Below are 24,598 nucleotides of genomic sequence, written 5' to 3'. Positions count from 1 at the left end.
CAAGGCTCCGTTTCATATGATTACAATCCTTGATGAAGGAGGTGATCTTTATTCCTCTTGTCGTTCGTTCAACCGTCAACGCTACGGGAGCAATTACTTTTACGGGTAACACACTTGGGCTAAGTCGTTCCGAAACAGCAGGGGCACCTGGAACACTCGACAGTATTGGGGCTTTTACGACGACCAACACAACCGTACGTTTTGGGACATATCCGCTTGGTACAACGAGTTTATATCAGAGCAACAGCTCAGCTGCCGTTCTTGTTCTTCCTGCAGGCAGCACTGTACTATATGCAGAACTGATTTGGGGCGGAAGTTATATTAATGGCAATGTGAACCTGAGTGCAGCCATCAACAATCCGGTAACTTTCATCACACCTGCAGGGACATCCAGCGTTACTCCTGACCCCGTGACATACAATCAATTTGATCTGGGGAACGGCGCTGCTGGCTATGTGCGTTCTGCCAATGTTACGACGCTTGTACAAAATGGAGGAGCCGGTACATATATCACTGGAGCAGTTGTGGGCACGATCGTCATCAACAACGATACGACAGCCAATCACGCAGGCTGGACGCTTGGAGTCATTTATCAAAATCCCAATTTGCCTTTCCGGAACATGTCACTGCGTGCTGGGGGAGTTCTTGTCCAATCCACTTCTCCGCCCGTAGTTACCACACTGACAGGATTTGCGACTCCCGTTTCCGGCGCGCTCGGAGGAAGAGCCCTGTTCAGTGCACAAGAGGGAGACGCGAATCGGACAGGGGATCAGGCGTTATTCGGACCAACCTCGACTACTTCGGTTGCCTTGTCGGGGCCCAACAATCTCGCTGCCAATTTTTTTGCATCCCAAATCAACGGAGACACGGGAGCACTCAACACAACAGGGACATTTGGAACCCGGAATCAGACTAATGGGGCACCAGGCTCCAACATTTCCGGTGGACGCCAAGGCTGGGATATCACCAATGTGGATGTCTCTGCGAGACTGATTAATAACCAGTCTTCAGCCGTGTTGACGTTAACGACCTCGGGAGATGCCTACATCGTTAACGGCAATGCCATTCAGGTTGATATTAATGCACCGAGAATTACAGTGGCGAAGGGGGCAACAGCCACTGGTGCGGTTGCAGGAGATAGCATTCTCTATACCGTTACCGTAACCAATGCAGGTACTGCCAGTGCGGCAAGCGTGGTTTTATCCGATTCACTGCCTGCAGGACTTACGTTTATTCCAGGGAGCGTCACCGTTGCAGGGGTGTCCCGTCCTACACTTGATGTGACTGCTGGTATTCCGCTGGGATCATTAAACCTGTCCGGCAATATTGTCGTTACCTATCGAGCACTCATTGGTCAGGATGCAAGCATCCTGCAGCTGGTGAATTCGTCAAATGCGGCCTTTACGTTTCAAAGTGTGGCAGGGGGGCCGATTATTACAGGCGTTATTCCGTCCAATAACTCCACACTCCCTGTATATTCACCTAACCTGTCCATTGTGAAATCAGCGAGTACAACCAATGCCACGGTAGGTGACCTGGTAACATATACCCTTCAGGTAAACAACGGAGGGAATGTGGCTGCCAACGTTACATTAACGGATAACATTCCGAGTGGCAGCTCGTATGTAGCAGGCAGCTTCGTTCTGAATGGAAATGTAATTGCCGGAGCCAATCCGGCTGCTGGTGTTAATTTAGGCAGTATTGCTGCAGGCAGCACGAATACCGTAACCTTTCAAGTGCTCGTTACAAGCTTGCCTACGCCACCAACCCTTGTGGATCAGGCCACTGCGTCATATTCATTCAACTCGCCTGACGGACGGACCATAACCGGAACAACAGCATCGAACACCTTGACGATTCCGGTGACATTACCCAATGTAACAGCGGTAAAATCGGCCTCAGTCAGCGACGTAGCCGTAGGTGAGACGTTTACCTATACCATGGTTACGACCAACGGCGGCATTCAGCCGATTAACAACGTGATTCTCACAGATTCTCTCCCTGCAGGAACAACATTTGTTCCTGGAAGTGTGACTGTAAGGGGAGGGGCAGTAGCATCGGCTAACCCGAACAGTGGTATCTCTATTGGAACACTGAATGCCGGAAGTTCCGCGACGGTAACGTTTCAGCTTACTGTTCAATCCTTGCCTGCATCAGGTTCGCTGCTGAATCGGGCTTCCGTGTCCTATAGCTCAGGTGTGTTTACGGGGATTTCCAACTCCAATCCCATCACAACTCCTGTATACCAGCCCATCATTGGCATCAACAAGTCGGCGAGTCAAACGAATGCAACACTGGGGGATCAGCTAGCCTACACACAGGTAGTGACAAACACTGGAAACTTAGGGGCTCAAGTAACGGTTACCGATACAATCCCAGCAGGCCTGACGTTTGTCCCGGATTCAGTAACTGTGAATGGTGCTGCACGCCCCGGAACCAGCCCCTTGACCGGAATAACGCTTGGAAGTCTTCTGCCAGGAGCTACTTCAACAGTGGTGTTTCGCGCTACACTTAGCACACTCCCATCTCCGCCAGCACTGGAAAATCAGGGTACAGCAAGTTATACGTACCAGCTTCCGAGTGGACGAAATCTCTCAGGCAGCAGCCAATCCAATATCGTGCGCATCTCTGCATCAGCTCCCAATATATCGATTAGCAAAACTGTAAATACTCCGGATGCGACTGTAGGAGATGTATTTACCTACACCGTTATTGCAACGAACGCGGGAATTAGTGCTGTACAAAATCTCGTTATTTCGGATACGCCGTCCGGCTCAGAGTTCGTGCCAGGCAGTGTCACCATCAATGGAACGGCTGCCGGAAGCGCAAGTCCGGTTACGGGAATTGCTGTGGGAACCTTGAACAGCTCAAATAGTGTGACTGTGACCTACCAGACCAGAGTAACATCCGTTCCGTCCACAGGTTCGGTAACCAATCGGGCAGGTGCAGCATTTACGTCAGGCAGTTTTAATGGCGTTTCTTCATCTGTCACGGTAAGTACACCCATATTCCAGCCTGTAATCCAAGTGGTAAAGTCAGCAAGCACAACCAATCTGACGGTAGGCGATTCTTTTAATTACAGTCTTCAGATCAACAATACAGGCAATATTGCCGCAACAGTTACCTTGACGGATCCGATCCCGGCAGGAGCTGTATTCAGTACGAACAGCGTCATTATTAATGGTGTACCTACGCCTGGTGTAAGCCCGGCAGCCGGAATCAGTCTGGGGTCGATCGCTGCAGGATCAAGCGCAACGGTCACCTTTGTAGCAACGGTCACAAGTTTGCCGGATTCCAGGCAATTGACTAATCAGGCGGTGGCTTCATTCTCCTACACTCTCCCAAGTGGGAGAACCGTTGCCGGATTCTCGTCATCGAATACCATCTCTATCCCTGTATCTCTGCCCAATGTAACTGTTGTAAACAGTGACAATGTAGAGTACGGCGTAGTTGGGGATGTCATCAGGTACACATCTGTTATTCGCAACAACGGAACCGCAGCCGTTAACAATGTGGTATATGTCAACCCTCTTCCTCCGAATACCCCATTTGTACCCGGAAGCGTCATTGTGAACGGGATTTCAATCCCGCTCTCCAATCCGACCGCCGGCATTCCAATCGGTACGTTGGCTCCAGGAGCCGAGGTTACCGTAACTTTTGAGGTGACGATTACTATGCCGATCCCTTCACAGATTAACAATCAGTCGACGGTCAGCTTCACATCCGGTTCATTTTCGGGGTCATCATCATCCAATACAACACAGACTCCGGTCATACAACCGCAGATTACACTCGTCAAAACGGCAAATACGATAAATGCGACCGTAGGTGATACGGTTGTATACACGGTAACTGTCAGCAACACAGGCAATCTGGAGGCAAATGTTACGGTGACAGATACCATTCCTGCCGCCACTACCTTAGTGGCCAATAGTGTTGTGGTATCTGGTGTGCCACAGCCTGGAGCGACGCCCGGATCGGGCATTCCGGTAGGTATTGTTGCAGCGGGAGCGACTGCTGTTGTCACGTTCGCCGTTGTTGTGGATTCACTTCCATCTCCGCAGCAGCTTAGCAATTTTGCTGCGTCTTCCTTTACATTTACACCTCCTGACGGACGAACGTTAACAGGAACAGCCACTTCAAATACACTGACGTTTCCAGTCTCGTCGCCAAACGTTGCCGTGGTTAAAAGTACCATTTCGACTGCGGCTACTGTAGGCGATACCGTCACTTATTCCATTCTGGTAACGAACAGCGGAATAGCACCGGTAAACAATATTCAGTTTTCTGATCCGATTCCAGCTGGAGCTTCCTTTGTTGCAGGGAGTGTCACAGTGAATGGGGTTGTGCAACCTGCAGCCAATCCGGCAGGGGGAATATCGCTTGGCACGCTCGCTCCCGGAACGTCCGCCACGGTCACTTTCAGTATCCGTGTCGACGCGATCCCGCCAAGTGAGCAATTAAGCAATCGATCCACGGTCAGTTTTACATCGGGGGCATTCTCAAGCACAACGTTCTCCAATACGGTGGTCACACCCGTCTTCCAGCCCATACTCTCAGCCCAAAAAACGGCCAGTACACAAAACGCTACCGTTGGAGATACCGTTAGCTACACGGTCACCGTCTCCAATACGGGAAACTATGGTGCCCAGATTAACCTGACGGACAATATCCCTGCGGGAACCATTCTCGTTCCGAACAGTGTCATTGTGAATGGTCAGCCATTGCCTGCAGCCGATCCAGCAGGAGGCATTCCGGCAGGAACAGTGGCTGCTGGATCTACAACAACCATTACCTTTTCCGTAGTTGTTGATACTTTGCCGAGCCCGCAGCAGCTGGTGAATCAGGCTTCGGTCGCACTTTCCTATACATTGCCGGACGGGCGGAACATTACCGGATCTGTTCAGTCCAACGTGCTGACTATTTCGGTCTCGGCTCCGGATGTCGATGTGGTGAAATCTACGACATCCACGGCTGTATCCGTTGGTGACATCGTAACGTACAGTATCGCAGTAACCAATAACGGAATCGCGACGGTCAACAATGTGGTTTTCACGGATGCCGTGCCGACAAGTACCGTTCTTTCACCAAGCGGCGTGTTTGTCGATGGTGTTCTTCGTCCAGGTGCCAACCCTTCGACCGGAATAACGCTCGGTTCCATCGCACCTGGAGTTACCGTAAACGTTGTATTTAGTGTGCAGGTTACTGCGCTCCCGGCAAGTACCGTTCTAAACAATCAGTCCACGGTCAGCTTTACATCTGGCGCTTTCTCAGCCACCACATTTTCCAATACGGTTACAACTCCGGTGTATCAACCCATTCTGACGGCTGTCAAAACGGGAGATCAGACGTTAGCCACGGTAGGGGATACCGTTGTGTACAGCATCGCCATTTCCAATGCCGGGAACTATGGGGCATCTGTCACGCTGACCGATACCATCCCTGCCGGAACCGAGCTTGTGCCGAATAGCGTTATTATTAACGGGGCTTCAGCGCCGGGTGCCGATCCGGCCTCGGGCATTCCGCTTGGAGTCGTTTCCACTACGACCATGGTTATGTTCTCGGTCGTCATTGTCACCCTGCCCTTAAGCCAGTCGATAACGAATCAGGCCTCAGCGACCTTTACCTATACGCTGCCGGACGGAAGAACACTGGGAGGCAGTCTAACTTCCAATACACTCAACATTCAGGTATCAGCTCCGGATGTAAGTGTAGTCAAGACGACAACCGCCGTGGATGCCGTGGTAGGTGACACCATCGTATATGAAATGGTTGTGACCAATAACGGGATAGATCCCGTTAACAATGTGGTGTTAACCGATCCTATTGATCCAGCCGTATCCTTTGTTGCCGGCAGCGTTCTGGTGGACGGCGTTCCGCGTTCCTCGGCAAACCCTGCGCTTGGCATTGCACTTGGTACGCTGGCACCAGGAGCATCTGTGGCAGTTTCCTATGCGGTGCGGGTCAATTCGCTGCCTACGCCACCTGTAGTGAGCAGTCAATCCTCAGTAAGTTTCACATCAGGTGTCTTCTCGGGAGCATCGTACTCGAATACGGTCGTAACACCAATCTATCAGCCGATTATTGCCGTGACCAAGACTGCCAGTACATCCAATGCGACGATTGGTGATACCATCATTTACTCGTTCTCCATTAACAATAGCGGAAATCTTGCCGCGAATTTGACATTAACGGACGACATTCCGGACGGAACGGTTCTTCTTCCGAACAGTGTCCTGATTGATGGTGTTCCACAGCCGGGTGCCAATCCGGAGACAGGAATTGTTGTTGGAACCATACCGCCGGGCGGATCCGTTAATGTAACAGTTACGCTTGAAGTTACCGTGGATTTTCTGCCTCAAAATCAGCAGCTGGTCAATCAGGCTGTGGCCAATTATACGTTTAGTCCGCCGGATGGCCGTCAGTTGACGGGAACTGTATCCTCCAACGTTCTGGTGATTCCTGTCTCTTCACCGGATGTCTTGGTTGTCAAAAGTACAGATGCCATTGATGCTGTTGTTGGTGATGTCATCACCTATACGGTTGTTGTAACCAACAGAGGTATCCAAGTGGTCAATAATGTGGTCATGGTAGACCCGGTACCCGTCGGAACTGTATTTGTGCCCGGAAGTATAACGGTAGATGGCGTGGCAAGGCCTACCGGTAATCCGAACACGGGCATCACGCTAGGTTCGATTGCTGCCGGTGCATCCGTCACCGTTACATTCAGAGTAGAGGTCGTGGTGATATGAGCCATTCTTCCGGTCCGTTGTCCCACTGGCTACAGAATCAGTCACTGGTTCGATTCAGCTCGGGTACGACTGAACTGGAACAGGTGGCGTATTCCAATACGGTAGTCACACCCTGGGTTGGACCAAGACTTGAAGTGAAAAAGGGCTGCAATGTTCCTGTCGCTGCCCTTGGGCAGTCACTGATTTACCTGATTGAAATTATGAATACCGGTAATCGAACGGCCATCGTAAATGTAGTGGATGCGTTATCGGAAGAAACGTCACTTCTTCCCAATAGTGTACTTCTCGATGGCATTCCTTTACCTGGAGCATCACCGGAGCGTGGGCTCCCTCCTGCGGAGGTCGCTCCAGGAGCCACGCTCCGATATCACTTTCAGGTCGTCATCGTGCATTTGCCTCCGGCACTGAAGCTGCTCAACCAGGCGCTAGTGAACTATGAGTTTATAACACCCGAGGGCAGGACGGTCACAGGCAGAGAACTTTCCAACACGGTTGAGGTCACTCTGACCTCATCGCGTTTGGAGGTCGCCCTTCAGACAGACCATATCCTGACCTTCTCAGGGGATATTGTCATGTACAGTATCGTTGTGAACAATCCGGGATTCTTAATTGCCACAGGTACCCGAGTGACTGTTGCTTTGTCACCAGGGCTTGTGTTTATCCCTGCCAGTGTCATTGTTAATGGTATGTTCGCTCCCCAGATGACACCGGATTCCGGAATAGAAATCGGGGACATCGAGCCCGGAAGTTCCGTTCGCATTCAATATCGGGTCCAGGTGGTTGCGGTAAGGGATGCTGAGAGCATACCAACTCAGGCGGTGCTGGAGTATATTTCTGCGGGCGGGGAGGAGACAGTTTATTCAAACGAAGTCACACTTGAAGTAATCCAGCCTTTGATTTCCATCTATAAAAGAGTACTTCCGGTGAATGCCTCGGCCGGGGATATCGTGCGATATGACATTACGATCTCTAATGAAAGTAACTATGCGGTAGATGCCAAAGTATCGGATTCGCTGCCAGCAGGAATGACTTTTGTGGAAGGAAGTCTCGGCTGGAATGGTGTCAAACGTCCCGGGGCCAATCCGGTCAAAGGATTTAACCTGGGAACACTGACTGCACGGTCTGTCATCAATATTCAATTTGAAGCCAAAATTGCGGAGCAAGGAGCAGTGCAGCCTAATCACTTCGAGCTGGTTAATCAGGCGCGTCTCTTGTATACGTATCGGCTGCCGGATTCACGAACGGTACAGCGTATGGCAGTCTCCAATGAAGCAACAGTCTACCTGAAAAGCCCGATCATCAAGGTATACGTTGAAGTGATACCCGTTTTAATCGAACAGGGAGGATCAGTTACTTTTCAAGTCCGAGTTGAGAATACAGGTTCTCTGTCTGCTCGTGTACAACTCGCTGGAGTTCTTCCTCCGGGAGCCAAATGGCGAGGGCAAGCAGAAGGTCAAGTCCAATGGAGTATCCCCCAATACTCTACGCCAAGGTATCTGCATTTGGGGGAGCTGGGGCCAGGCGCAGAGAGAAACATTTCCTATGTAGCACAACTATCTCCCGAAGAGACGGGAACGCTGAAAGGTTTCCTGACTGCTTTGTTTACGTATGAAATAAACGGGCAAAAACGAAGCGGCGAAGCAAGGTCGAACGAGTACAGCATCGTTATAGAATACGGTGAAGAATAGTGTCCAGCAGCTTACAATGATGAATTGGGAAATTTGCTCCATTTTGTTGTCATGACATTACACGAACGCAAATGAATGGTATACTAATTGAATATGCCCTCGGCAAACAACCCGTGGAATCGGGACGTCGGATTAGCTGTAGAGGAGGCCTCCACATTGGCAAAAGCAAAAGTTGCAAAAAGACCTACCCGGGACGAGTTTGAGCTTGAAGAGTTGGGTAATCAATTGGTTGAAGCATATCACGAGCGTTCGGAAGTACTGTTGACAGTATGGGGCAAGGAAGAGCAGGTTCAAGGAGTTATTGTCAAGCTGGATTCACGAACACGACTCGTTCATGTAGAGCTCACCGAAGAGGAGCTTATGGCCAAGGTGCCTTTCCTTGATATTATGCGGGTGGAATCTCCACGATATTAAGATAAGCAATATTGGAATTTCGGGCATCCGCCCGGTCAAAACCGTTCTTTCTGCATAAGATAACCCATACCTGTTGCAGAGGAGGTACGGTCAATGAGCGAAGTATTAGGTGGAGAATCAAGAGGCTACGGATACGGAGGTTTCACTTCTGTAGGTGCCATTCTGGTTTTGTTCATCCTGTTGGTTATCATCTCCAAAGCGTTCTTGGTATAATACGTTCTTGCATTTGAAAGAAGCTCTGCCATGCCGGCAGAGCTTTTTTCATTCAGATTCGTGCTCGCTATTTAAAGCTGAACAGCCAGCATAGGACCACAATGACAACCGGATAGAGAACGGCCCAGCCTGCGGCATGCCGGTTGTTTTTTTGAGCTGCATGGAATTACTCATACGTGTTAACCTGCTTTCCAGATTGGAATCCGACTGAAACATAACTCTCTGATTATATAGAAAGAACATAAATTCAGTCTTAAGCCAATTTGGTAGATAATCCATGTCAGTCGGACATCCATTATGATAGAATAGGACCATTCCTAGAGAAAGCATGAGGTGTGTCGATCATGAGTAAAGAGCTAACACAGGCATTGAACCAACAGATGAACTTTGAATTTTATTCTGCCCATGTATACCTCGCGATGGCAGCATACTGTTCCAGTGAAAGTCTGGACGGATTCGCGAATTTTTTCATTGTACAGGCTGAAGAAGAGCGATTCCATGGAATGAAAATATACAAGTTCCTGAACGATCGTGGACAGCGAGCGACACTTGAGGCATTGCCGGAACCGAAGAATGAATATACTTCCATGCTGGATGTGTTTGAGCACGGATATGCACATGAGCAGCAAAACACGAAGAAATTCTATAACCTGGCCGACCTTGCCCTGAACGAGCGTGAGCATGCCACGATGTATTTCCTGAAATGGTTCATTGATGAGCAAGTGGAGGAAGAAGCACTGTTTGACAGCATCATTCAGAAGCTGCGCCGCATTGAAAAAGACAGCAATGCATTCTACATGCTTGATGCTGAATTTGGTAAACGTTCGTTCACTGCTCCTGCAGAGTAATCAAGTACTGTGATTTCATGTCCATTCTCAGTAATGGAGTATACCGTTCTACATATGGAGAGCTTGCCTAGTGCAAGCTTTTTTGCTGTGTTTTTAACGCATATTCTAAAAATTAGCAGTAACTTATGAGATGAGTCTATCAGATTTCACAGAATAGGTTAATGAAGTATATGTCAAAATTGATCTATCCTGACGGGAGTTTTTTTCGCTGCAAATCTATCAATTTCGTTTTATTTCATTGGCTAATCTGACAAAAGTGTAACTCGAACGTCGCATTTGGAGCGAGAATGGAGCGTGTCCTTTTTGTTAGTATTAGGAATATCGCCAAGGGATGCAATGAAAGATTCATAGACACCCGGGGAAATACTAGACACAAGGGAGATTTATATTTATGTTACATATCCGCAAATCGTTGTTCATCACTCTTGCCATTTTACTTATGATTCCACTCCTGCTGCCTCAGTCGGTATCCGCGAAGCCAAGTGCTTCCAAATCTGCTGGAGCAAAAGCGAATGCAAAGATCATATATCTTACTTTTGATGACGGGCCTACAGCCCATACCGGACAACTGCTGGATATACTGGATCAGTATCATGCAAAAGCGACATTTTTCATGCTTGGACCACAGATGCAGCAATTTCAGAAAGCGACAAAACGTATTGTTGCTGACGGACATGGGTTGGGTCTTCATGGCGTAACACATGTACCCAGTAAGTTTTATAAGTCTGCCTACAGCGGTTTGAAGGAAATGCAGCAGGCGAATGTAACGTTGAACAAAGTCGCTGGAGTGAAAACAACTCTTGTTCGGACGCCTTACGGCAGTAAGCCTTACCTCAAGTCAACGTTCCGTAACGTGCTGCTGGCTCAGGGAGGATTCCATTTGTGGGATTGGAATGTGGATTCCGAAGATTGGAAATACAAGAAAGATCATCAGAAGGTTTACAACAGTGTGATGAAGCAGATTCACAACGTTCAAAAGAGCGGTACAGCGCCGGTTGTGCTGATGCATGATCAGGAAGCAACGTTAAAAGTACTTCCAAAATTGTTGAAAACCTTGAAAGCAGAAGGGTATCAATTCAAAATTCTGACCAAAAAAGTACAGCCGGTCAACTTTTGGAACGATAAACGTTAATTCAGTTGGTCGGTTCACTGAGTTACATCTATCTGTTCAAACAAATTAATGAAATAAAGACATCAAGGAGGGACCAACATCATGATAAAGCAAAAACGTTGGATAGCTATTCCTGTCACCACTGCAGTGGTGCTCGCGCTGGCAGGATGTGGAGGACAGGATAACAACGTGTCACAAGCTAGCAACACGTCTACTTCAGCTGCTGGTGAGCAAACCCAATCCGGTAGTGGGGGAGCTGATTTTTCCAATGGTACCGAAGGAAGCGGTTCTGCGGCGGTCTCTGATAACAATAGTAGTAATTCCTCAGGAGGTACCGATACAACTGCAGGTGAAACCACCAATTCCGGTTCAGAAAGCAGCCATGGAACGCAAGGTCAGCCCAGCACAGACGAGGTAATCCAGGAAGTTCGCAGTCAGTTGAAGTTGAACAATGCAGTATTGCCGACTTCATTTCCACTGGAACAAGGAAAACACCTGGCATCAGCCATTCTTTCAAATACAGCTGATGCATTCAAAGTGAATTTCTATTCGGTAGATCAGTCTGTTCCAGTAAACGATGCTTCATTGACGGCTTCAAACAGCAAGGCACCAGCCTTGCTCGCTTCCTATGAAGTGAAAAGCGCTAAAGACTTGGACAGCACAGGGATTTTCCCCGATACGGATCTGAGTAATATTCCCGAAGATATGTCAGTTGACCTCGGGCATGGCATTAAAGGCATGGCTGAAGGTGCTGCAGGGAGTCAGTATCTAACTTGGAAGGAAGGCAGATGGACGCTTCAAATCCGATCTGTCTCCGAAGATAATATGAACAATCCGGGGATAGCCAAAAAAATGGTAGAGTACCTGGAGTCACATACGCTGCCTGCTCCAAAGGATAAAGGCTTCGTGAACGTGGAATATCCGAGTGGCGGCAAAACGGTAAAGGTCACCGTTTCCTGGCAGGAAGGCGATCAGATCCACCAGCTTCAAACGGATCAGGTGCCCAATGAAGCACTAGGTATGGTTGCATCGGTCAAATAATAAGCAAAATAAATAGCTTGGCTGGGAGTGATATGGAAGCTCCTGACCAAGCTATTATTTGTGTCTTGATGGGTTGAAGCGGTACTTTCATTTAAACCAGCCCTTTTCCTTGGAACGGGTGATGGCTTCAATCCGGTTGCTCGCATTTAATTTGTTAAGAATAATGGAGATGTAGTTGCGCACGGTGCCAGTTGTAATAAACAGGTGTCCGGCAATCTCCTTCGTATTTTTGCCATCAGCCATCAGGCCAAGTACAGCATTTTCCCGCTCCGTAAGCGGGTTTTCCTCGACATAGGCATCATCAACCAGGTCAGGGGCAAAGATCCGACGTCCGTTCATGACCTGGCGAATGGTCTCAGCCAATTCCTCAATAGGGCTGTCCTTCAACAGATATCCACGTACACCACCTTTAAGCGCGCGTTCAAAATAACCAGTCCGGGCAAAAGTCGTTAAGATAATGACCTTGCAGTTCATTCCTTTCAGTTCCTCTGCAGCTTCCAGCCCGCTTTTGACAGGCATTTCAATGTCCATCAGGCAAATGTCCGGTGCATGTTCCTTGACGAGCTCCAGTGCTTCCTGTCCGTTGCTCGCACGGCCGACCACTTCCATGTCCTCTTCCAGATTAAGCAGGGAAGAGAGGGCGCCCAGCATCATGCGCTGGTCTTCGGCGATGACAATTCTAATCATTTTTATTCCTCCTTGATTGGTTTGCGAACCAGCTTCGGCACCTGAATAATAAGTTCTGTTCCGTCCCTGTCTGTTCCGGAACGGATATCCAGACAACCGTTAACAAATTCCAAACGTTCTTTCATGCCCAGGATTCCCGTACCACGGCGATCTTTATTGCTACCTTGTTCCATGCCAATTCCGTTGTCATGTACATGCAAAATGTTATCCGAGAGTGTCTCCTTCAGGCTGATGGTACATATTGTTGCCTGACTATGCTTGACTACATTCGTGACGGCTTCCTTCAAACACATGCCCAGAACATTTTCGTTGAGCTGAGAGGTGTCCTGCAGTTTGGGGTTACCATCCAATTTGAATTCAATCGAAGCGGCCTTCAAAATCTGTTCTGCACGGAACAGCTCATCGACCAACTGTGTGCCACGCATCGTGGTAACCATTTCCCGGACTTCCTTCAGGGCTGTGCTCGCCGTTTGTCGCAAGTCATTTAATTCAATCTCAGCCTGCTCGGGGTTAGCGCGAAGCAAGCGTTTCGCCAGATCGGTTTTGAGGCCGATCAAGGACAGTTTCTGTCCAAGCGTATCATGCAAATCTCGGGCAATCCGCTGGCGTTCTTCCATTTTCACCAGTTCATCCAGACGTTTGTTGGCATTCTCCAGCTGTCCTTCCAATTGCTCCCGTTTGTTTTTGTTATACGTGCTCACAGGGAGAAGAATGGAGGCCATCAGACTTATGAATACAAATGGAAACTGACTAAGCAGCCGGGAGCTTTGAATAATAAAGCCATAATTTATCGTGAGAAAGCTGGCGGCCAAATTGATCGAATAAAGGGTAATGAAGCCAGCTTTATTTTTTATGTTTCCGATGAAAAAAGCAAGAAACAGTGAGAAGTATGCATAATCATATGCGATTGTCATGGTAATGGATATGGCGATCAGCAGGCCAATCCACATATATACCTGCCAGCCCCTGGTGATGAAGGCGAGCAAATAACAGACGAAGAAGACAAGAATGATCACGATTCCTGTCACCAAGGTCCACAGTTTTGAATACTGCGAAATATAATAGAAAGGAAGAATGAAAAAGACGAGCCATACGTACGGATTCAAGCCTGTATTTTTATAAAAGAGCTGCGACCACTTCTGAATGAAATTCTCCTCCTTATACTTGTACTTGCACTCAACTTTAGCCTGACTGTAGCATGACTTCAGCCTGAATACAAGAAAACGAATCCGACAGAGTTTAAGGCTTCTCTGTCAGACCCGCTTGATTGTTTACACGTATAGGTGGCTGAACATATGGCTTGCGGGATAACGATTTGATTTCCTTGAAGCTGATAAATCGTTTGGATTCTTCATCCCAAAGACGGAAGCGCAGGGCTGCCAGACTGGAACGCAGGGTAATTGTCGTTGCTTTTTGCAAAGGCGGTGTAGCGTTATGTGCCTCTTCCAGATAATAGTTCGGTACACGTGGACTCAGGTGATGCACATGGTGAAATCCGATATTACCACTGATCCATTGCAGCAGCTTCGGCAGCTTATAATATGAACTTCCCTCTACAGCAGCCTTGACGTAACTCCATTCATCCTCATGTTCGAAGTAAGTATCTTCAAACTGATGCTGAACGTAGAACAGCCAGATCCCGAAGAAACCGGAGAAGAAAAAGACAGGTGCCTGCACCATAACAAATGCCTGCCATCCGACCAACCAGCTCATAAATGCATACAGTGCAATGATCAATACTGTAGTCAGATGTGTGTTGATGCGTTCTTTCCGACGAGCAGCTTTGCGGTTAAAACGATAAGCAAGCAGAAATACATAGATAGGTCCGATCCCAAACATCACGACCGGATTACGATAGATGCGATAGAACAGTCGTCCCCAAGGGGATGCGGCTTTGTATTCTTCAACGGTCATGACCCAGATATCGCCTACACCACGTTTGTCAAGATTGCTGCTGGTCGCATGGTGAATGGAATGTTCGGCTTTCCATTGCTGGTAGGGAGTGAGGGTCAAGACGCCCGTAATGGTACCCAGGATGTCATTGGCGCGTTTGTTTTTGAAAAACGAACCGTGACAGCAGTCATGGAAAATAATGAACGTTCGTAGTACAAATCCGGATGCCACCAGGGCAATCGGAAAGGTCAGCCAATACGAAACGGACAAGCTGTAATAGGCTGCGGCCCATAATAGAAAGAGTGGGAGAATTGTATTGATAATTTGTCGGATACTTAATCGAAGGTTATTTTTTTCGTAAGGGGTAACTTCTTTTTTTAGTGCCATTTCTTTTGCTCTGCTCATGAATGTATGTCCTCCTTCAGTAGTTATAACCAAGGATGGTTACAACCCTGTATGTTTACCTTAATGTTGTCTTCTTAGGGAAGCGTCTATTCGTTAATATCATTGTAAAAGAATTCGATTCGGTCCGTAAGTCATAAACGTCAGCCCTTAATAATGATGAATATCAAGGATGACACATGACATTTGTCATGGTTGGATCAGGTGCAGCTATTTTTTGTTTAACCATTCAAAATTGATCCCAATCAAGATCCCTTTGCACATTTCGTGCAACAATTTGTATTATGTATACAAATTTTGCTGGTGGCATGGTAGAATCTATCCTTGGGTGTATATGACAACTTATGAGCCGGATGGATAGGTTGATTTCTGAAGGATTGGATGGAATACATGATGAAGAAACGTATCACGGATATTTTATTTATTATGGCGGGTGCATTTCTGTTTGCCTTGGCAGTGAATTTGTTCGTCATTCCGAATGATCTTGCTGAAGGTGGCGTTACGGGGATTACGATTATTCTGTATTACCTGCTGGGATGGTCACCAGGGTTAATGAATCTGATTTTGAACGGGATTTTGTTAATCGTGGGTTACCGATTTCTGGACAAAACAACAACGGTGTATACCATTATTGCAGTAATATTCAACTCCTTGTTCCTGCACTTGACCGAGAGCTGGACGATTGATTCGCACGAGCTGTGGATCAACACGATTTTTGGCGGATTGTTTGCCGGTCTCGGGATTGGTTTGATTGTGAGAGTGGGCGGCACTACTGCGGGGACCGTCATTTTGGCCAGATTGGCCAATAAGTATCTGGATTGGAACATCAGTTATGGACTTTTGTTTTTTGATCTAATTGTGGCGTTCTCCTCTTTCTTCATTATTGGGCCACAGGGACTGATGTGTACAATCGTCATGCTGTTTATCGGGACCAAAACGATGGAGTTTATCATTGAAGGGCTAAATCCGAAAAAGGCAGTTACGATTATCTCGACGAAACAGGATGCGATTGCGAAACAGGTGATCGAGAAGATGGATCGCGGTGTAACGGTTTTGTCGGGTCACGGATACTATACGAAAACACCGAAAGAAATCCTGTACATTGTCATTAGCAAACAAGAGGTCCCTATGTTGAAGAAGATTGTGCGGGCAGAGGATGAAATCGCATTTATTACGATTCATGATGTTCGTGATGTATTTGGCGAAGGATTTATTGAGTTGTCCAAAACGTAAGGTAGATATGGAAGAAAGCCGGGGTGCACGCTGACCTCGGTTTTTTTATTAGAAAAACCCTTCTCAACTGAGAAGGGCGGCAGACTTGGATTAATGGTGATTTCTTTTTCTGATGACACCGTATTTAATCGTTACATGGCAGTGCTTTTTAACCTTGGGAACATATTTGATTTTGGTTACGCAGGTTTTTGTGATTTTTTTGTAATAACATTTTGTGACTGGTGGATGACATCTATGCTTTCTTCTATTCATTGAGACCCCTCCTGACTATTGATAGTGCATTGTATGTAAGGGTCATCATTCCGGAAACATATAAACGTCTAAGAGAGTGTACAAAAAGTTAAGAAAAAAATGATTGCTGTTCCCCGTAGATGCGTTGTTCGACTTCAGTTAGGGCAATACTCACATCCTCGTCTGAATTATCGATATAAACGATGGAAGAAGCAGGCAGCGGCCAGGCCACTTTCTTCCGGGCAAGGGAGGCCGTGAATGTATCCCAGTTGGCGAGTTTCCATTCGTCTAATGGCGATTGTCTCGCCACGATCCGTTTGTGATACAAGGCTTCATTCGCCAAATAGATGTAGGCTACACGGACATCCGTATCTTCCAGTGAACGTCCGATTCGGCCGAGTTCCTGCTCGATCCAGTCAGCTGTTTCGGTCTCTTTCGTAAACGGGCCTACAACGATGGTATCGATTCCTAATTGTACGTTATCCAGTGCAGCATCCATCGTAATGCGGTATCCCAGATCTCGGCATAAGCGTTTGTATTCAGGAGAATCCCGGTCAGATGGGTCAAGGCCCTGAAGCGTCATGATCGCCTCGGCAGCCGGACGAAGCAGGATATCCATATCGAAGAAGGCTGCCTTATATTTGCGAGAAAGAGCTTTGGCAAGGGTTGTTTTGCCACTGCCTGCACCGCCGAGAAAGAAAATCAGTTTGCTCATGAAAGTCACGCTCCTTAATAGAGTTATTTTATCACAATGCAGGCAGAAACGATGGATAGACAGAAAAGGAGGAATACGGTAATTTCGATTACCCAGGTGTGTTGCTCATTGATGTGTTTGGCTGGTCAGCCGGAATACTATTATTGGTAGGTATCATCTGGTTTGTTGCAAGTATGGTGAAAACGCTCCCTCGCATTCGGGATGACTTTGGTCGGATGATTATTGTCATTATTACATCCATGTTTGCACTGCAGATGATTTATTCGCTGGCGATGACCACGGGGAGAGTTCCCATCCTCAGTGTTGTCTTTCCTTTTATAGGATACGGCAACCATCTCATCTTTGATTACGCCATGATTGGATTGCTTCTTGGGGTGTATCGCCGCAAAGACACCGTTTCACTGAAGAACGAGAAGAGCCAAACGACGACATCATTACAGCGATAGACATATCAGACACAGTAACTTATATGAATCTGTTCATCAATCTCCTACCGATGTACCTCCAGACGGAAACCAGATATGGCGCAAGTTTACCCAGCCCTGACTATTGAATGAAAGCCCGCGCACAGAAGGCAGGTAGGCGGTTTCGACAGGTTTTTCGGATAGATGAAACATCAGATTCCGGTCCAGCAAAAATTGTTCAATTTGATCCAGGCCTGCCGCTCGCTCAGCGGTTAATGCCGACTCTATAACGGTTTGCAGCATCGTTTGCACACTCGTTTGGGTGGACTCATCCAGATGTTCGGACAGGGTGAGATAGAGATCAGTTCTGCGTAATTCTTCATCCCGGTCACGGATCAGGGAGAAAAGAATGAGATCCGACTCCAATCGCAGCTGACCTTTGAATTGCTCCATCGTTGCCGTGTGGATCTTGCAAGCATAGCCGTATTTCTCCAGTCTTGCTGCAATGAGGGCGGCATCCTTACGATATTGCGGGATGGTAGCAAGCTGTAAAGGAATTGGTTCATCCAAGGCAAAAGGAATTTCAGTGGATTGGTTTCCCTCAGTAATACAGGCGTGTACATGCGCTCTTATTTCCGGATCGCTTAGCGGTCCGGTTTTTTGCGTGTTACAAGTGAGCAGTTTGCGGACCGTAACTCCTGCGCTAATCTGTGTCCAGTCGGTCCCCGCAGCGGCAGCCGGATTATGAACAAGGTGAAAGAACGGAGTTTCGGCTTCGGCATTGTCACCCCATTCTGTTTTGGCACTCCATGGAATTTGCAGAATATCGACCCGGTCCAGATGAGCTCTGCCTTGAAAATAGGCCGGGAATGCCTCCAGTCTGCACAGATGCTCATCCCACAGAGTGACTTTGAAGGGGCCTGTCCCTACAGGCTTTTGCAAAGCCGATGTTCCAACTGACTGCTCACTGCCAGACATCTTGGTGCTGTCGGAAGGTACAATTGCTGCTCGACTTGTCGACAGAAAAGGCAAAAATAATTCATGTGGCGTTTTGAGACGAAAACAAACGGTTAGCGAGTTCAAGGCTTCAATAGACATAATCTGTTTGCTCACATCACGATACAATGTTCGGCGTTCTGTGGATTGCAGCCGCATAAAGGTGCACACTACATCCCCGGCAGTCAGCATTTGACCATTGTGAAACAAGACCCCTTTGCGCAAATGAAAAAACCATGTTTTCCGATCCTTGCTAATATCCCAGGTGTGGGCAAGACAGGGGATGATGTCTCCCTGCTCATTACGCTGAACCAACCCATCGAACACATGGCTGGTGACAAAAGACTCGGCAAGCAGATTGATATACAGCGGATCAAGGGCATGAAGCTGCTGCTGGAGCGGCAGTCTTAACGTATCAATACATTCATTGTGTTCTCCTGCTTCCGTGTGATGTCCCGAATATCCGAGTAACCACTGGTTTAAGTGCTCCTGCATCATGGTTGAGCTGGAAAAGGCACGTACCTGCTCGGCCGCTTGCTGCAATTCCCGGCGGTTTAGAGCCTGCATCATATATTCTGCTGCGATCTGTTCGGCAGGTACAAGCAGTGTAAGTGTTGACCGGCGGCCGCGACCACGCTGGGAGATCCAGCGAATCCAGCTGCAGGCAGCCATTTTTTTGACAATGGTAAGCGTATTTCGATGTGTGCAATCCAGCAGTTCTGCGAGATCGGAAAGTGTAGCTTCATGCTCAGCCATGTAACCAAAACGGTTATGAAGCAGCAAATATTGTTGATGCAGTTTCACAATTTCCATCCTCCTCGTGAGAGCTGTTGATTCATCCGGCCTAAAATAAGAAATTTTATCTCCTGTAATTTCTATTTATCTTCTTATTTTATCATCTAGAATAAAGTGTAGAAAGTAAATGGAGGTTTTTCCCATGATTGAGAAAATACTGGCTTCGCCGAATCGTGCTTTAATTACGCTGTTGTCTGCCTTGCTGCTGGCTGTCATTCATCAGTATTTGTTCTACGGAAAAGAGGCGGGTGTATCTTATCCGTTATTTGTGGTCCTTTTTTATGGATTTATGTTTGTGTTTGCAAGGGATCGCGTACGGGCATTGACCTTAATTGATGCATTTATGGCTGTAGTTGTACTAATATTGTCACTAACATTTGTTCTATTTGATAATGTGCTGCTGAAAGTCCTCAATTTTCTGGTCGTACCCGGTTTAGTGATATTACATATGACTTATTTGGCTGGCCGCAAACCAATGCACTGGTGGGACATCCGACTAATCGGTACATCCCTGGATCACCTGCTGCCACAAACGATCCGTCACTGGGGAACCCTCGCGGCCATTGCGGTGAAAGCTGGGGGACGCGGAATGGGGAAGTCTCAGAAAGCAGTCATGGTCAAAGTATTCATTGGTCTGGCAGCATCCTTTCCGATCCTGATTGTGGTGCTCGCATTGCTGACGTCAGCAGATGGCGTGTTCAATCAATATTTGTCCGGTTTTCCGGAATGGTTGAATCATTTGACGCTCACTCCTGGCTTACCGAGAATCATCTGGGTCATCATCGCAGGCGTTTTGCTGTTCAGCTATGTGTGGGGATTTGTTCAGCCCATGCAATATGAAGCCGAGAAGAGAGAGAATGCTCACTGGAAAAGTGGTACGGCGTCTTCTCCTAATGCAACTCAAGTCTCCGATAGCGTAAATGCAAGCCAAGCGACTCCTGCAACTGAAGCACTCGTATCGAGTAACGTAAAAACCGATGCTCATTCGATCCGAACCGGAAGTGAGCCGGTGAAGCTGGATCCCATCATTGTGGGCACCATGCTGTTCGTCATTAACTGTGTGTATGTACTGTTTGTCTTCGTTCAGTTTTCCTACCTCTTTGGAGCGGGGAATGGGCACCTTCCCCCAGATCTGTCTTACGCAGAATATGCCCGAAGTGGTTTTGCCGAGCTGGTGCTGGTCACTGGTATTAACTTTTTCATTCTGATTGTAGCACTTCAATATACAAGGCCGAGTGGGAGAACAGCTTCGATTACCCATCAGGTGCTGCTGCTTGTTCTGGTAAGCTGCTCTGCCATCATGCTGTACTCTGCGTTCATGCGTCTCAATCTCTATGAACAGGCTTACGGGTACACGTATATTCGATTCCTGGTACATGCGTTCATGATCTTTATGGCACTGCTGCTGTTCATAGCAGGTCTGCGCATCCGATACACTTCCATTCCGTTGATTCGTTGGTACATTGTGCTGGCACTTACAGCCTACGTAGCGGTCAATTATGTGGGCATGGACAACCGAATTGCGGAGCTGAACATCAAACGTTACCATGATACGGGCAACATTGATGCTGCTTACCTTGCGAATTTGTCAGCAGATGCGGTCCCGCTGTTACGGGAGTTTGCTGACGAGGAGTTTCCGAATCTGAAGGATCATTTATTGGAAGATGAAGCCTATATGAGTAATAGGGAAAACAGCAGTTACTGGCCTTCTTTTAACGTGGCAAGAAATAGGGCAGCGAAAGAATTGTCCAAATGGAGAACAGAGTAGTTTGTCATCTGCACTTTCGAGCTACGAATTTATGCAAAATCCATATGTAAGTGTTATAATATAAAAATAAACCTATAAAGGGGGTGAATCCCTTGTTTGAACTTCAGGAGTTATTACCTTATATATTCTCAATTGGGCTTATTTTCTCCGTAAGCTATGCCTATATTGCCCATCTGCACTGTGGGTTGACAGAGTACTGGATGGAAGGCGGAGGGGGAGACGGCATTGAACCCGGACTTCCTGCGTTGACCCTGGATGGGCAGCATAGACCTGAAGATTTGACCAGGATGATCAGACGTAGAGAAGCACCGGATGAAGATGAGCCAGACTGTAAGACCTCGTTGAACGCAGTAGAACCTAATCAACGAGGAGGATATATATGGAACATAAGACAAGCAAGGGATTCACTTTTACATCTGGCAAGGGACGGATCTATGGGCTGATTGCAATTTTGTTTGCAGTTATGCTTTTGGCTGGATGCAGCAATAATGTATCGGAGATTAACGCTTCAACACCGGGATTTTTTAACCACTATATTGTATTCCCGCTGTCTTATCTGATTCAGCACATTGCAACCATCTTTGGTGGCAGCTACGGAGTTTCGATTATCGTGATCACATTGGTCATACGGCTTGCACTGCTGCCTTTAATGATGCGGCAGGCCAAATCCCAGCAAGGCACGCGGGTGATCATGAATGCGATGAAGCCTGAGATGGATGCACTCAAGAAAAAGTATGAGGGCAAGAATGATGCAGCGGATCGTCAGAAGCTCTCGCAAGAGACGATGGATCTGTACAAAAAGCATAACTTCAATCCACTGAACATAGGCTGCTTGCCGCTCCTGATTCAGTTGCCCATTCTATCAGGCATATACACCGCTATTCGGCTCACGCCTGAACTGTCTTCTCATTCTTTTTTGTGGTTCAAACTGGGAGCACCCGATTATGTACTAGCTGTTGTAGTAGCGATCATCTACCTGATTCAGGCCAAAGTTTCTCAAGCCAATATGGCACCGGAACAGCGAAAACAGTTTGCCATCATAGGGTATATTTCTCCGCTGATGATGGCCTTTTTCTCCCTGTCAGCACCTGCAGCCATGCCGCTCTATTGGACGGTTGGTGGATCATTCCTTGTCCTGCAAACGCTGCTGTTCCGCAAATTGTATCCGGTGGAGCATCCTCAGGAACCTGTAATCTTGCAGGAGAAGAAGATCAAATCTGCCAAAGGAACCAAACCTGCGAAATCCTAGTCGGGAACGCTAACATTAAGACAAAACAAAACGGTAGCCCGAGCTTTTAAATGAATAGTCCAAAAGAAGCGTAATCCATACGGATTACGCTTCTTTTATTGCCTCATGAATTGAAGTCGATTTTAGAATTAAAGTATAGAATGAAATGGTTCTATTCGTCTATATATTGTACCCGGAGCGAGTGGAATCGAATGATGCAAAATGCTGAAGTAAAGGCTGGGCGTAAATTCAGACCTTTTATTTTGGCTCCCCTCTCCAATCTGCTATGATGGAACCAGAATCATGACAAGGACGGAGGGAGACCATGACCTGTATTGCTGTATTGCCCTATTATAAAGTACAGAGAGAAGTGACGGGTCTCGCACAAGAGATACAGTTGAACGAACGATCCATGATCCTCTACTCGGATAAAATTGTAACGAAGTACCGCGAGTTCAATATTAAGGATGTGTTCGACATGTCCTTTCGTAGAATGGGGAATGAAGGGGGCTTTTTTTACCTCCATACGAGCACAGGGGTATATCCTTACATGGTAAAAATTGACCCCAAGCCATTCATTCAAAGTTATCGAAAAATGAACATTCAGAAATGGTCATGACTTGACCTTGCCGTTACGTGAAGGCATATCCTTTGGATCTGAGCTATTCAATTCAATCCAGAGGAGCTGTGAAACAAATGGGCATATTGATTCAGCACGTGCTGATCTTAACGATGAAAGACGGAGAAGCCCCCTTCACGGGGGATATACGTATTGAAGGAGACCGGATTACCGAGATTGCCGATCAACTTCTTAGCAAGCCGGGAGACGCCATTATGGATGGGAAAAACATGCTTGCCATGCCTGGCCTGATTAATGCCCATCAGCATTCACCGATGAGTTTGCTTCGCGGATTCTCCGATGATCTGAAGTTAATGGACTGGCTTGACCGCAAAATGCTGCCTGCCGAAGCACGCATGACGCCTGAAGACATCTACTGGGGAGCTCAACTGTCCATAGCCGAGATGATCCGTTCCGGGACAACAACCTATGCAGATATGTACATTCATATGAATGAAATTGCTGAAGCAGTAACCAAAACAGGCATCCGGGCATCACTCACACGTGGAATGGTGTTTATGGAGGATGATGGAGGCCGCAGGATGCAGGAAGCGATCGATCTCGTTCAGCGTTGGTCAGGCAAGGCGGATGGACGGATTACAACAATGTACGGGCCTCACTCGCCATATACCTGTCCTGTGGAGCCGCTGCGGGAAGTCATCGGCATGGCTGAGCAAGAGGATATTCCTCTTCATATTCATCTGGCTGAAACCAAGGAAGAGACCGTGAAGATTCGAGAACGATATGGCATGACACCGACCGAGTATCTAGAGGAAGCTGGCATGTTCGAGAGGGCTCATGTGCTGCTGGCCCATGGCGTTCACCTCAATCACGGGGATATAGGAAGACTGAAGGGCATGCGTGGAGGAGTAGCCCACAACCCGGTCAGCAATCTGAAGCTGGGTTGCGGGATTGCTCCCATCACTGACATGATTGCACAGGGGATAAATATAGGACTCGGGACAGACGGAGCCGGAAGTGCCACGACAGTGGATATGTTTGAAGAGATCAAGGCTGCGACATGGCTGCAAAAACTGGATTACGGAGATCCAACTCGCTTGCCGGCAAGGGAGGTTCTTCAGATGGCAACTCGTGGCAGTGCGGGTCTGCTTAAGCTCCAGGATGATGTAGGTATGCTGGAAGCAGGGCGCAAGGCGGATTTGATTCTGATAGATCTGAAGAAACCGCATCTTCAGCCTGTACATGAAGTGGAGTCGTTACTGGCATACAGCGTAAATGGTGCGGACGTAGACACAACGATTGTGAACGGGAAGGTACTGATGAGAGGCAGGCAACTGTTAACGATGGATGAAGATGAACTTTACCGTGAGGTGAAGGTTAGAGCGAAGCGCATTGTAGAGGGCATTTAGTAGGTTTTGCATAATAGAGACATGAAAGCAGCTTGGAACCCAGGTTCTAAGCTGCTTTTTTTTGTATGACTAAGACGATTAGCAGCCTGGCATTCCATTCTTCTATCTCATATCAAGAGAGATTTTTATATAATATTTTGTTTACCAGCAGATCATTTGATAAAATAGTAGAGACGTGAAAATGGATCAA

Annotated in this window: 19 protein-coding genes; 14 read left to right on the top strand and 5 right to left on the bottom strand. The window is 47.5% G+C overall.

Features of this window, described 5'->3' with window-relative positions; all coding sequences use genetic code 11:
* Nucleotides 1-32 precede the first annotated feature (32 nt).
* The 7 genes from AB3N00_RS05930 (at nucleotide 33) to AB3N00_RS05900 (ending at nucleotide 12,067) form a co-directional block, all read left to right on the top strand.
* Nucleotides 33-6,752 (top strand): hypothetical protein, encoded by a 6,720-nt coding sequence (locus tag AB3N00_RS05930; protein WP_413033757.1) that lies wholly within the window; start codon nucleotides 33-35, stop codon nucleotides 6,750-6,752.
* Entirely contained in the window at nucleotides 6,749-8,440 is a 1,692-nt protein-coding gene (locus AB3N00_RS05925) for a hypothetical protein (RefSeq protein ID WP_413033756.1), read from the top strand. Before AB3N00_RS05930 ends, AB3N00_RS05925 begins: the two co-directional genes overlap by 4 nt.
* 156 nt (nucleotides 8,441-8,596) lie before the next feature.
* Nucleotides 8,597-8,854 carry a YolD-like family protein gene (locus AB3N00_RS05920; protein WP_413033755.1) on the top strand — a complete coding sequence of 86 codons (258 nt, stop codon included), beginning with the start codon at nucleotides 8,597-8,599 and terminating at the stop codon, nucleotides 8,852-8,854.
* 93 nt (nucleotides 8,855-8,947) lie between these two features.
* Nucleotides 8,948-9,067: a dihydroorotate dehydrogenase gene (locus tag AB3N00_RS05915; protein ID WP_175396277.1), complete on the top strand. Its 120-nt coding sequence runs from the start codon at nucleotides 8,948-8,950 to the stop codon at nucleotides 9,065-9,067.
* A gap of 344 nt (nucleotides 9,068-9,411) precedes the next feature.
* Nucleotides 9,412-9,915 carry a ferritin gene (locus AB3N00_RS05910; RefSeq protein WP_095287527.1) on the top strand — a complete coding sequence of 168 codons (504 nt, stop codon included), beginning with the start codon at nucleotides 9,412-9,414 and terminating at the stop codon, nucleotides 9,913-9,915.
* A 391-nt stretch (nucleotides 9,916-10,306) separates the two neighbouring features.
* Nucleotides 10,307-11,047, top strand: coding sequence for a polysaccharide deacetylase family protein (locus AB3N00_RS05905; protein WP_413033754.1), 741 nt, complete (start codon nucleotides 10,307-10,309; stop codon nucleotides 11,045-11,047).
* A gap of 81 nt (nucleotides 11,048-11,128) precedes the next feature.
* Entirely contained in the window at nucleotides 11,129-12,067 is a 939-nt protein-coding gene (locus AB3N00_RS05900) for a hypothetical protein (protein WP_413033753.1), read from the top strand.
* Nucleotides 12,068-12,154: 87 nt separating this feature from the next.
* Here AB3N00_RS05900 and AB3N00_RS05895 read toward each other — a convergent pair whose 3' ends face one another.
* From AB3N00_RS05895 to AB3N00_RS05885, 3 genes are all read right to left on the bottom strand, one after another.
* On the bottom strand, nucleotides 12,155-12,754 hold the full coding sequence (locus tag AB3N00_RS05895; protein ID WP_413033752.1) for a response regulator: 600 nt from the start codon (nucleotides 12,752-12,754) through the stop codon (nucleotides 12,155-12,157).
* Between the two features lie 2 nt (nucleotides 12,755-12,756).
* Entirely contained in the window at nucleotides 12,757-13,899 is a 1,143-nt protein-coding gene (locus AB3N00_RS05890) for a sensor histidine kinase (protein ID WP_413035202.1), read from the bottom strand.
* Nucleotides 13,900-13,993: 94 nt separating this feature from the next.
* Entirely contained in the window at nucleotides 13,994-15,052 is a 1,059-nt protein-coding gene (locus tag AB3N00_RS05885) for a fatty acid desaturase (protein WP_413033751.1), read from the bottom strand.
* A 390-nt stretch (nucleotides 15,053-15,442) separates the two neighbouring features.
* Here AB3N00_RS05885 and AB3N00_RS05880 point away from each other — a divergent pair, with 390 nt between their 5' ends.
* Nucleotides 15,443-16,282 carry a YitT family protein gene (locus AB3N00_RS05880; RefSeq protein ID WP_413033750.1) on the top strand — a complete coding sequence of 280 codons (840 nt, stop codon included), beginning with the start codon at nucleotides 15,443-15,445 and terminating at the stop codon, nucleotides 16,280-16,282.
* A gap of 340 nt (nucleotides 16,283-16,622) precedes the next feature.
* On the opposite strand, the gene AB3N00_RS05875 is transcribed toward AB3N00_RS05880, so the two are convergent.
* Entirely contained in the window at nucleotides 16,623-17,228 is a 606-nt protein-coding gene (locus AB3N00_RS05875; protein ID WP_413033749.1) for an AAA family ATPase, read from the bottom strand.
* Nucleotides 17,229-17,326: 98 nt separating this feature from the next.
* Between AB3N00_RS05875 and AB3N00_RS05870 the strand changes: the two genes are divergently transcribed.
* Entirely contained in the window at nucleotides 17,327-17,674 is a 348-nt protein-coding gene (locus AB3N00_RS05870; RefSeq protein ID WP_413033748.1) for an FtsW/RodA/SpoVE family cell cycle protein, read from the top strand.
* A 36-nt stretch (nucleotides 17,675-17,710) separates the two neighbouring features.
* Here AB3N00_RS05870 and AB3N00_RS05865 read toward each other — a convergent pair whose 3' ends face one another.
* The gene (locus AB3N00_RS05865; protein ID WP_413033747.1) at nucleotides 17,711-19,432 is read right to left on the bottom strand and encodes an ABC transporter substrate-binding protein; all 1,722 of its coding nucleotides are present in this window, start codon (nucleotides 19,430-19,432) and stop codon (nucleotides 17,711-17,713) included.
* Nucleotides 19,433-19,565: 133 nt separating this feature from the next.
* On the opposite strand from AB3N00_RS05865, the gene AB3N00_RS05860 reads away from it, so the two are divergent.
* The 5 genes from AB3N00_RS05860 (at nucleotide 19,566) to AB3N00_RS05840 (ending at nucleotide 24,408) form a co-directional block, all read left to right on the top strand.
* Nucleotides 19,566-21,191 (top strand): DUF4153 domain-containing protein, encoded by a 1,626-nt coding sequence (locus AB3N00_RS05860; RefSeq protein WP_413033746.1) that lies wholly within the window; start codon nucleotides 19,566-19,568, stop codon nucleotides 21,189-21,191.
* Between the two features lie 92 nt (nucleotides 21,192-21,283).
* Nucleotides 21,284-21,634 (top strand): hypothetical protein, encoded by a 351-nt coding sequence (locus AB3N00_RS05855; RefSeq protein WP_413033745.1) that lies wholly within the window; start codon nucleotides 21,284-21,286, stop codon nucleotides 21,632-21,634.
* Nucleotides 21,571-22,440 (top strand): membrane protein insertase YidC, encoded by an 870-nt coding sequence (gene yidC / locus AB3N00_RS05850; RefSeq protein ID WP_413033744.1) that lies wholly within the window; start codon nucleotides 21,571-21,573, stop codon nucleotides 22,438-22,440. The genes AB3N00_RS05855 and yidC overlap by 64 nt, the downstream gene beginning before the upstream one ends.
* Nucleotides 22,441-22,744: 304 nt before the next feature.
* On the top strand, nucleotides 22,745-23,038 hold the full coding sequence (locus tag AB3N00_RS05845; protein WP_413033743.1) for a hypothetical protein: 294 nt from the start codon (nucleotides 22,745-22,747) through the stop codon (nucleotides 23,036-23,038).
* A 77-nt stretch (nucleotides 23,039-23,115) separates the two neighbouring features.
* Nucleotides 23,116-24,408 carry an amidohydrolase gene (locus AB3N00_RS05840; protein ID WP_413033742.1) on the top strand — a complete coding sequence of 431 codons (1,293 nt, stop codon included), beginning with the start codon at nucleotides 23,116-23,118 and terminating at the stop codon, nucleotides 24,406-24,408.
* Nucleotides 24,409-24,598 lie beyond the last annotated feature (190 nt).

The organism is Paenibacillus xylanilyticus, assembly GCF_047246825.1.
Lineage (GTDB): Bacteria > Bacillota > Bacilli > Paenibacillales > Paenibacillaceae > Paenibacillus > Paenibacillus xylanilyticus_B.
Note: the sequence above shows the minus strand (reverse complement) of the source record. Positions and strands in the feature narration are given on the sequence as shown.

Excerpts from the sequence above, each read along its gene's own strand:
- AB3N00_RS05875 (WP_413033749.1), bottom strand. The coding sequence starts at position 17,228 with ATGAGCAAACTGATTTTCTTTCTCGGCGGTGCAGGCAGTGGCAAAACA.
- AB3N00_RS05885 (WP_413033751.1), bottom strand. The coding sequence starts at position 15,052 with ATGAGCAGAGCAAAAGAAATGGCACTAAAAAAAGAAGTTACCCCTTAC.
- AB3N00_RS05860 (WP_413033746.1), top strand. The coding sequence starts at position 19,566 with ATGATTGAGAAAATACTGGCTTCGCCGAATCGTGCTTTAATTACGCTG.
- AB3N00_RS05840 (WP_413033742.1), top strand. The coding sequence starts at position 23,116 with ATGGGCATATTGATTCAGCACGTGCTGATCTTAACGATGAAAGACGGA.
- AB3N00_RS05905 (WP_413033754.1), top strand. The coding sequence starts at position 10,307 with ATGTTACATATCCGCAAATCGTTGTTCATCACTCTTGCCATTTTACTT.
- yidC (WP_413033744.1), top strand. The coding sequence starts at position 21,571 with ATGGAACATAAGACAAGCAAGGGATTCACTTTTACATCTGGCAAGGGA.
- AB3N00_RS05915 (WP_175396277.1), top strand. The coding sequence starts at position 8,948 with ATGAGCGAAGTATTAGGTGGAGAATCAAGAGGCTACGGATACGGAGGT.
- AB3N00_RS05910 (WP_095287527.1), top strand. The coding sequence starts at position 9,412 with ATGAGTAAAGAGCTAACACAGGCATTGAACCAACAGATGAACTTTGAA.
- AB3N00_RS05900 (WP_413033753.1), top strand. The coding sequence starts at position 11,129 with ATGATAAAGCAAAAACGTTGGATAGCTATTCCTGTCACCACTGCAGTG.
- AB3N00_RS05930 (WP_413033757.1), top strand. The coding sequence starts at position 33 with ATGAAGGAGGTGATCTTTATTCCTCTTGTCGTTCGTTCAACCGTCAAC.
- AB3N00_RS05845 (WP_413033743.1), top strand. The coding sequence starts at position 22,745 with ATGACCTGTATTGCTGTATTGCCCTATTATAAAGTACAGAGAGAAGTG.
- AB3N00_RS05895 (WP_413033752.1), bottom strand. The coding sequence starts at position 12,754 with ATGATTAGAATTGTCATCGCCGAAGACCAGCGCATGATGCTGGGCGCC.
- AB3N00_RS05880 (WP_413033750.1), top strand. The coding sequence starts at position 15,443 with ATGAAGAAACGTATCACGGATATTTTATTTATTATGGCGGGTGCATTT.
- AB3N00_RS05925 (WP_413033756.1), top strand. The coding sequence starts at position 6,749 with ATGAGCCATTCTTCCGGTCCGTTGTCCCACTGGCTACAGAATCAGTCA.